Origin of the sequence: Streptomyces sp. UNOB3_S3 (assembly GCF_020740895.1) — a bacterium.
In the GTDB taxonomy this organism is placed as follows: Bacteria; Actinomycetota; Actinomycetes; order Streptomycetales; family Streptomycetaceae; genus Streptomyces.
Window position 1 is genome coordinate 1 of sequence record NZ_JAILXP010000321.1, and the last position, 8381, is coordinate 8381.

The following is an 8381-nucleotide window of genomic DNA, read 5'->3' on the forward strand; positions in this document are numbered from 1 at the left end:
GCTCCAGCAGCGCGCGGCGCTCCACGAGGCGGTGCTCGGCCAGCTCGTCGAAGGAGTCGCGGGGCCGGCCGCCCCGGCCCCGGCGCACCAGGCCCAGGAGCTCCTCGATCAGGGCGAAGGTGTCCTCGGGGTCGGCCGCCGCGTCGCGGGCCGCTCCGGCGCCCTGGAAGGCCCCCTCAGGGCCTTCCATGACCTCCTCCAGGGTTTTGTGCACCCGGCCCAGCAGCGCGCCCAGGCGGCGCGACTGGGTGGCGGTGAGCTCGCCGCCGTCCCGGTGCCGGCCCTCGATCCAGGGGTGGAGGGCGTAGCAGCGGCCGCCGAGGACCACGACGGTCTCGCCGGCGGTGCCCGCCACCGGCGGGGCGACGGGCAGGCCGAGGGCGCCCAGCCGGCGGGTGGCCTCGTGCTGGCGGGCGATGGCGTCCCGGTCGCCGTCGAGGTGGTGCTTGAGGAAGAAGCGGCCGCGCGTGGTGGTGAGCCGGTAGCCGCGGTTGAGCAGGCCCTCGGTCAGCGTGTCGCAGGCGACGGGCTCGCCGGCCTTCTCGTAGCGGCGCAGCAGGGCGCGCAGGGTGCCGGTGTCGGGTCCGGTGTCGGCTGGGGCATCGGCATCGGTGACAAGTGAGCGCGGCACGCCCCAAATGTTAGTTCACGCTGAGTGCGCGGCTCGTCGCGCGGGTACGCCTTCGAGGTGGTGGAGGGTGATGAACTGAGGTTCTATGCACAGGTATTCGGGGACGAAGGGCGCGTCGTCGGCGGAGTGCGGGGCGCGGCCGAAGAGCCGGAGCTCCTCCGGGCCGGGTACGAAGATCCGCGCCGTGCCGACGAACTGCACGGTCCAGACGGATTCGTCGCCCTCCTCGCGGTCGGCGAGGTTGTCGGCGCCGTACGCCACCACGCTGCCGTCGCACGCCTGGGCGTAGCCGAAGCCGCCGTGCAGCCGCATGAGGACCTTGCCGTCGACGACGACGTGGCGGGCGACGGTGACGAAGGGCAGGGCGCGCATGCTCACCGAGACCCTGCCGTAGGGCGTGTGGGAGAGCAGTTCGAGCGCGCGGTACTCGTCCGCCCGGTATCCGTCGTGAGGCGCGGTTGGCATGGGCACCACTCTGCACTGCCGTCGCCCCGGGCTCGTAGGGGCCACCCGCCCCGGATGGCCGGGACCTAGGTCCCGTGCGCGCGGCCGGCCGGGCCGCCGGCTAGCGCTTCTCCGCCTGGAGCCGGGCCACGTAGGCGGCGGCCTGGGAGCGGCGTTCCATGCCCAGCTTGGAGAGCAGGCTGGAGACGTAGTTCTTGATGGTCTTCTCGGCCAGGTGCAGCCGTTCGCCGATGGCGCGGTTGGTCAGGCCCTCGCCGATCAGGTCGAGGATGCGGCGCTCCTGGTCGGTGAGGGAGGCGAGCCGGTCGTCGCCCCGGGAGCTCCTGCCGTCGCGCAGCCGTTCCAGGACGCGCGCGGTGGCGACGGGGTCCAGCAGGGATTTGCCAGCGGCCACGTCGCGCACGGCCGAGAGCAGTTCATTGCCGCGGATCGCCTTGAGGACATAGCCCGCCGCGCCCGCCATGATGGCGTCGAAGAGCGCCTCGTCGTCCGCGTACGAGGTGAGCATCAGGCATTTGATGTTTTCGTCCTGCGAACGGATCTCACGGCATACTTCTACTCCGCTGCCATCCGGAAGACGAACGTCCAGTACGGCGACGTCCGGTCTGGTGGCCGGAATGCGCACCAGCGCGTCCGCGGCGGTTCCGGCCTCGCCCACGACCTCGATGTCCGGCTCCCCGGCGAGCATCTCGTGGACGCCGCGACGTACGACTTCATGGTCGTCAAGCAGAAATACCGTGATTTTTCCTTGTTCGCGCACGGTGCCAGTCTTGCACGTCAAGTCTTCCCCCGCCCTTGTCCGCCGGGATAACGTGCCCCCGTTCCGACGACGGTTCGCAAGGCGCTGACCAGTGGATTGGCACCTCCATTGGCCCGGCTTTCTCGATTTACTTGGAAATCCAAGCAAAATCGCAGGTCAGGCGGGGTTTCGCAGGAATGCCTCGCACTGGGTAACGTGCATATTGCAGGCCATTCGCCGGGGCACCTGTCACGCCCGGTTCCGGCCTCGGCACACCCACCCCGTGTGCCGTCGGGGATCGAGCGAGCCTCTTCCCGCCTCACGGCGGGGAGACCCCCTCTGGCCGCCGGCGACCCCGGGGGCCGGACAGACGGAGGAGCACACGTGACCGTGGACAGCACTGCCGCGCGCAAGTCGCGACGCAGCGGCGCCAAGCGCGCCGGGGCCAAGAAGGCCGCCGGCGAGCCCGAGCTCGTACAGCTGCTGACGCCGGAAGGCGAGCGGGTCGAGCACCCGGACTACTCCATCGACCTGTCGCCCGAGGAACTGCGGGGCCTGTACCGCGACATGGTGCTGACCCGCCGCTTCGACGGCGAGGCGACGACTCTTCAGCGGCAGGGCGAACTGGGCCTGTGGGCCTCGCTGCTGGGCCAGGAGGCCGCGCAGATCGGCTCCGGCCGGGCCACCCGCGACGACGACTACGTCTTCCCGACCTACCGCGAGCACGGCGTCGCCTGGTGCCGCGGGGTCGACCCCACGAACCTGCTGGGGATGTTCCGCGGCGTGAACCACGGCGGCTGGGACCCCAACGAGAACAACTTCCACCTCTACACGATCGTCATCGGCTCCCAGGCGCTCCACGCCACCGGCTACGCCATGGGCATCGCCAAGGACGGCGCGGACTCCGCCGTGATCGCCTACTTCGGCGACGGCGCCTCCAGCCAGGGCGACGTGGCCGAGGCCTTCACCTTCGCCGCCGTCTACAACGCGCCGGTGGTCTTCTTCTGCCAGAACAACCAGTGGGCCATCTCCGAGCCCACCGAGAAGCAGACCCGCGTCCCGCTCTACCAGCGCGCCCAGGGCTACGGCTTCCCCGGCGTCCGGGTCGACGGCAATGACGTGCTGGCCGTCCTGGCCGTCACCAAGGCCGCCCTGGACCGCGCCCGCACCGGCGAGGGCCCGATGCTGATCGAGGCGTTCACCTACCGCATGGGCGCCCACACCACCTCCGACGACCCCACCCGCTACCGCCGCGACGAGGAGCGGGAGCTGTGGGAGGCGAAGGACCCGATCCTGCGCCTGCGCGCCCACCTGGAGCGCGAGGGCCTCGCCGACGAGGAGTTCTTCGCCGCGCTGGAGAGCGAGAGCGACGCGCTCGCCAAGCGGGTCCGCGACACCGTGCGCGCCATGCCCGACCCCGACCACATGGCGATGTTCGAGCACACCTACGCCGACGGCCACGCGCTGGTCGACGAGGAGCGCGCCCAGTTCGCCGCGTACCAGGCTTCGTTCGCAGAGGAGACCAACTAGCCATGAGCGTCGAGAAGCTCACGATCGCCAAGGCGATCAACGCCTCCCTGCGGACCGCCCTGGAGACCGACCCCAAGGTCCTGATCATGGGTGAGGACGTCGGCAAGCTCGGCGGCGTCTTCCGTGTCACCGACGGTCTCCAGAAGGACTTCGGCGAGGACCGCGTCATCGACACGCCGCTGGCGGAGTCCGGCATCGTCGGCACCGCGATCGGCCTGGCGCTGCGCGGCTACCGGCCGGTCGTGGAGATCCAGTTCGACGGTTTCGTCTTCCCGGCGTACGACCAGATCGTCACGCAGCTGGCGAAGATGCACGCCCGCGCGCTCGGCAAGGTCAAGCTGCCCGTCGTCATCCGCATCCCCTACGGCGGCGCGATCGGCGCGGTGGAGCACCACAGCGAGTCGCCGGAGGCGCTGTTCGCGCACGTGGCCGGTCTGAAGATCGTGACGCCGTCGAACTCCGCCGACGCCTACTGGATGATGCAGCAGGCCATCCAGAGCGACGACCCGGTCATCTACTTCGAGCCCAAGCGGCGCTACCACGACCGCGCCGAGGTCGACACGGCCGCGATCCCCGGTCCGCTGCACGCCGCGCGCACGGTGCGCGAGGGCACGGACCTGACGCTGGTGGCCTACGGCCCGATGGTCAAGACGTGTCTGGAGGCCGCCGCCGCGGCCGCCGAGGAGGGCAAGTCGCTGGAGGTCGTGGACCTCCGGTCGGTCTCGCCCATCGACTTCGACGCGATCCAGCGCTCGGTGGAGAAGACCCGCCGGCTGGTCGTCGTCCATGAGGCGCCGGTCTTCTTCGGCTCGGGCGCCGAGATCGCCGCCCGGATCACCGAGCGCTGCTTCTACCACCTGGAGGCCCCCGTCCTGCGGGTCGGTGGCTACCACGCCCCCTACCCGCCGTCCCGGCTGGAGGACGAGTACCTGCCGGGCCTGGACCGTGTGCTCGACTCCGTCGACCGCGCGCTGGCGTACTAGGGACGAGGAAGAGTCGTGACGATGACTGCTAACACCCAGCGCTTCCGTGAGTTCAAGATGCCGGACGTCGGCGAGGGACTGACCGAGGCCGAGATCCTCAAGTGGTACGTGAACGTCGGCGACACGGTCACCGACGGACAGGTGGTCTGCGAGGTCGAGACCGCCAAGGCGGCCGTCGAGCTGCCGATCCCCTTCGACGGCGTGGTGCACGAGCTGCGCTTCGGCGAGGGCACGACGGTGGACGTCGGCCAGGTGATCATCTCGGTGGACACCCAGCCCGGCGCGGGGCCCGCGGAGGAGGCCCCGGCGGCGGCTCCGGCCGCCACCGAGGAGCCCGAGCCGGAGCAGCAGGGCCGCCAGGCCGTGCTGGTCGGCTACGGCGCCGCGCCGTCCTCGACCAAGCGCCGCCCGCGCAAGGCGTCCGCCGCCGCGACGGGCACGGCGGGGCCGCACGCCGGCGTCCCGGCCGAGGGCACCGGCCCGGCCGCGCCGCGCACGGCGGTCGCCGCCGCGATCCAGGCCGAGCTCAACGGGCACACGGCCGCCCCGGCCGCGCCCGCCGTCCCGGCTCCCGCTCCGGAGCCCGCCCCGGCTCCCGGCGCGCCCGCTGCGCCCGTTGGTGCTCGTCCGCTGGCCAAACCTCCGGTGCGCAAGCTCGCCAAGGACCTCGGCGTCGACCTGGCCACGGTCGTGCCGACCGGTCCCGGCGGGGTCGTCACCCGGGAGGACGTCCACGCCGCGACCCAGGCCGCGACCCAGGTCGTCGCACCGCCGGCCGCCGAGGCCGTGGCCCCCGTCGCCGTGCCCGTCGTGAGCGGGGCACGGGAGACCCGGATCCCCGTCAAGGGCGTCCGCAAGGTCACCGCCCAGGCGATGGTCGCCAGCGCCTTCACCGCGCCGCACGTCACGGAGTTCGTCACCGTCGACGTCACCCGCACGATGAAGCTCGTCCAGAAGCTCAAGGACGACCCGGACATGGCCGGGCTGCGCGTCAACCCGCTGCTGCTCGTCGCCAAGGCCCTGCTCGTGGCGGTCAGGCGCAACCCGGACGTCAACGCGGCCTGGGACGAGGAGAACCAGGAGATCGTCCTCAAGCACTACGTCAACCTGGGCATCGCGGCGGCGACGCCGCGCGGGCTGATCGTGCCGAACATCAAGGACGCGCAGGAAAAGACGCTCCCGGAGCTCTCGCGTTCGCTGTCCGAGCTCGTGGCCACCGCGCGCGAAGGGAAGACGTCCCCGGCGGAGATGTCCGGCGGCACCGTCACCATCACCAACGTGGGTGTCTTCGGTGTCGACACGGGCACGCCCATTCTCAACCCGGGCGAGTCCGCGATCCTGGCCGTCGGCGCGATCAAGCTCCAGCCGTGGGTCCACAAGGGCAAGGTCAAGCCGCGTCACGTCACCACGCTGGCGCTCTCCTTCGACCACCGCCTGATCGACGGCGAGCTCGGCTCCCGCTTCCTCGCGGACGTCGCCGCCGTCCTGGAGGACCCCAAGCGGCTGATCACCTGGGCGTGACGGGACCGTCCCCGGAGCTTTCCGTTCCGGGGACCGTACCGATCCGTGCATGGGCCATATAAAACCGGCTCGGCGGTCCGTAAAACGGGCGAACGGCTGACATGTCGCGTACAGGACAGAGGGCCCGGACGCTCGCTCCTCACCCCCCTCCAGTGAGGAGAGAGCGTGGTGTCCGGGCCCTCTGCCCGTGTGCGGAGCGGCCTCGGGGCATCACCCTGACAGAGGGTGGAATGGCCCGTGCTGGGCAATTTACTTAAGATTGACCGACACTTGCACTGTCGGATTTGGAGGCCGCTTTGAAGGCCGCGGTGGACCGCGCGGACGACGGTGAATCCATCAGCCGTCTGCTCCGGGCCTGGCGGGGGCGTGTCGACGCGCGGACGGTTCCCGAGCTGCGCGGGGTTTTTCCCAGACCGGGGCGTCGGCTTTCGCAGGCGCATGTCGCGCGGATGACCGGCGTCAGCGAGGGCTGGTACCGCGCGCTGGAGGCCGGTCGCCGCCAGGACTTCTCCGAAAGGTTTCTGCTGAGGGTCGCCGAGGCCCTCCGGCTCAGCGAGGCGGAGACCCTCACCCTCTTCCTGGCCGTCTCCGGCCGCCGCCCGCCCGAGGCCGGACGCGACCGCTCGGACCTCCCCCAGGGCGTCCAGGCCCTCCTCCACCAGCAGGTCTCCTACCCCGCCTACCTCTCCGACGACGCCTGGAACGTCGTCGCCGCCAACGCACTGATGGGCCAGTGGTTCCCCTGGGTCCTGCGCCCCCGTCCCAATCTGATGCGCTGGGCGCTCCTCGAACCCGAGGCCCGCGAGCAGATGCTCGACTGGGAGGACTCCTGCGCCCGCGTCTACCTCGCCATGCTCCGCGTCGCCGCCAACAGCGACCCCGGCAACGCCGAACTGCGCGCCCTCGTCCAGGAGATCCTCGACTCCGACGCCGACTGCCGCCGTATCTGGGCCGAGGAGTACGACGTGGTCGAGCACCGCGACGGCCATGTCTTCCGGCTGCGCCTGCCGTACCACGGGCATGCCGAGGTGCACGTGACCAGCCATGTGCTGCTGCCGATACAGCGCACGGATCTGCGCTTCGTCTTCATCACTCCGGCGGACGGCTGGGCGGGCGTCCAGAGGTGACGTTTCGCCGGTGCGCCGGAGCCGGCGCCTAGACGGACGATCGTCCATATCGCGGACAGGGCCTCATCACGCATCTGTGTTGTATCTATGCTGTGCGCATGCCGAGCGCCCCCACTGTCCAGAGCAGACGTCCCGCCGCCGCCGACCGTGTCTACGCGCATGTGAAGGAAGCCGTACTGCAACGGCGTTACGAAGGCGGCACGCTCCTCACCGAAGGCGATCTGGCGCAGGCCGTCGGGGTCTCCCGGACCCCGGTGCGCGAGGCGCTGCTGCGACTGGAGGGCGAGGGGCTGCTCAAGCTCTACCCGAAGAAGGGGGCGCTCGTGCTGGCCGTGTCCGCACAGGAGATCGCGGATGTGGTGGAGACCCGGCTGCTGGTCGAGAAGTACGCGGCGGGCAAGGCCGTACCGGCCCCGCCGGCGCTGATCGCCCGGCTGGAGGCGCTGGTGGACGACATGCGGGAGCAGGCCGCGGCGGGTGATCTGGACGCCGTCTCCCGCAGCGACCGCGCCTTCCACGCGGAGATCGTGCGCAGCGCCGGCAACCGCATCCTCTCGGACCTCTACGAGCAACTGCGCGACCGGCAGCTGCGGATGGGCGTGGCCGTGATGCACGCCCACCCCGACCGGATCGCCAAGAACATCGCCGAGCACACCGAGATCCTCGCCGCCCTGCGCTCCGGGGACACCGGGGCGGCGACGGAGATCGTCCACCGGCACGTCAGCTGGGTGCGCAACCTGGCCCGCGGGGAGATCCGGTGAGCGCCGGCGGCGGTGCCCCAGGACTGCCCGGCGACCCACCCGGTGGCCGCCGGGCCATGGTCGTCTGGGGCGTCGGCGTCACCGTCTACTTCGTCGCGATCGTCTTCCGCACCAGCCTCGGCGTCGCCGGCATCGACGCCGCCGGCCGCTTCCACGTCGGCGCCTCGGCGCTGTCGACGTTCTCCATACTCCAACTGCTCGTCTACGCGGGCATGCAGATACCCGTCGGCCTGATGGTCGACCGGATGGGCACCAGGAAGGTCCTCGCCCTGGGCGCGGTGCTCTTCACCACCGGCCAGTTCGGCTTCGCCTTCGCCCACTCCTACGGCGCGGCGCTCGCCTGCCGGGCCCTGCTGGGCTGCGGCGACGCCATGACCTTCATCAGCGTGCTGCGGCTGGGCGCCCGCTGGTTCCCCGCCCGCCGGGGCCCGATGATCGCGCAGGTCGCGGCGCTCATCGGGATGGGCGGCAACCTCGTCTCGACCGTCGTCCTGTCCCGGCTGCTCCACGACATCGGCTGGACCCCGGCCTTCGTGGCCAGCGCGGCCGCCGGTCCGGTGGCCCTCGCCCTGCTCCTGCTCTTCCTCAAGGACCACCCCGAGGGGTACGAGCCCGCCCCCGGCC

9 protein-coding genes are annotated in these 8381 nt (G+C 71.3%); 6 read left to right on the forward strand and 3 right to left on the reverse strand.

Features of this window, described 5'->3' with window-relative positions:
• The 3 genes from K6I33_RS27280 to K6I33_RS27290 all read right to left on the reverse strand — a co-directional run.
• Positions 1 to 631 (reverse strand): phosphotransferase (locus K6I33_RS27280; RefSeq protein ID WP_229357189.1); only part of this gene is annotated, 631 nt, incomplete at its 3' end.
• Positions 632 to 646: 15 nt separating this feature from the next.
• Positions 647 to 1096 carry a pyridoxamine 5'-phosphate oxidase family protein gene (locus K6I33_RS27285; RefSeq protein ID WP_229357190.1) on the reverse strand — a complete coding sequence of 150 codons (450 nt, stop codon included), beginning with the start codon at positions 1094 to 1096 and terminating at the stop codon, positions 647 to 649.
• 100 nt (positions 1097 to 1196) lie between these two features.
• Positions 1197 to 1856, reverse strand: a complete 660-nt coding sequence (locus K6I33_RS27290) for a response regulator transcription factor (RefSeq protein WP_229357194.1) — start codon at positions 1854 to 1856, stop codon at positions 1197 to 1199.
• A gap of 363 nt (positions 1857 to 2219) precedes the next feature.
• Between K6I33_RS27290 and pdhA the strand changes: the two genes are divergently transcribed.
• The 6 genes from pdhA to K6I33_RS27320 all read left to right on the forward strand — a co-directional run.
• Entirely contained in the window at positions 2220 to 3365 is a 1146-nt protein-coding gene (gene pdhA / locus K6I33_RS27295; protein WP_229357191.1) for a pyruvate dehydrogenase (acetyl-transferring) E1 component subunit alpha, read from the forward strand.
• 2 nt (positions 3366 to 3367) lie between these two features.
• Positions 3368 to 4348 (forward strand): alpha-ketoacid dehydrogenase subunit beta, encoded by a 981-nt coding sequence (locus K6I33_RS27300; protein WP_229357192.1) that lies wholly within the window; start codon positions 3368 to 3370, stop codon positions 4346 to 4348.
• Positions 4349 to 4369: 21 nt separating this feature from the next.
• Positions 4370 to 5869, forward strand: coding sequence for a dihydrolipoamide acetyltransferase family protein (locus K6I33_RS27305; protein WP_229357195.1), 1500 nt, complete (start codon positions 4370 to 4372; stop codon positions 5867 to 5869).
• 308 nt (positions 5870 to 6177) lie between these two features.
• Entirely contained in the window at positions 6178 to 6996 is an 819-nt protein-coding gene (locus K6I33_RS27310) for a helix-turn-helix transcriptional regulator (protein WP_229357196.1), read from the forward strand.
• A gap of 98 nt (positions 6997 to 7094) precedes the next feature.
• Complete coding sequence (locus K6I33_RS27315; protein WP_229357193.1) at positions 7095 to 7757, forward strand: GntR family transcriptional regulator; 663 nt, start codon at positions 7095 to 7097, stop codon at positions 7755 to 7757.
• A gap of 56 nt (positions 7758 to 7813) precedes the next feature.
• Positions 7814 to 8381 (forward strand): nitrate/nitrite transporter (locus K6I33_RS27320; RefSeq protein WP_229357197.1); only part of this gene is annotated, 568 nt, incomplete at its 3' end.

Excerpts from the sequence above, each read along its gene's own strand:
- K6I33_RS27305 (WP_229357195.1), top strand. The coding sequence starts at position 4,370 with ATGACTGCTAACACCCAGCGCTTCCGTGAGTTCAAGATGCCGGACGTC.
- K6I33_RS27315 (WP_229357193.1), top strand. The coding sequence starts at position 7,095 with ATGCCGAGCGCCCCCACTGTCCAGAGCAGACGTCCCGCCGCCGCCGAC.
- K6I33_RS27285 (WP_229357190.1), bottom strand. The coding sequence starts at position 1,096 with ATGCCAACCGCGCCTCACGACGGATACCGGGCGGACGAGTACCGCGCG.
- K6I33_RS27300 (WP_229357192.1), top strand. The coding sequence starts at position 3,368 with ATGAGCGTCGAGAAGCTCACGATCGCCAAGGCGATCAACGCCTCCCTG.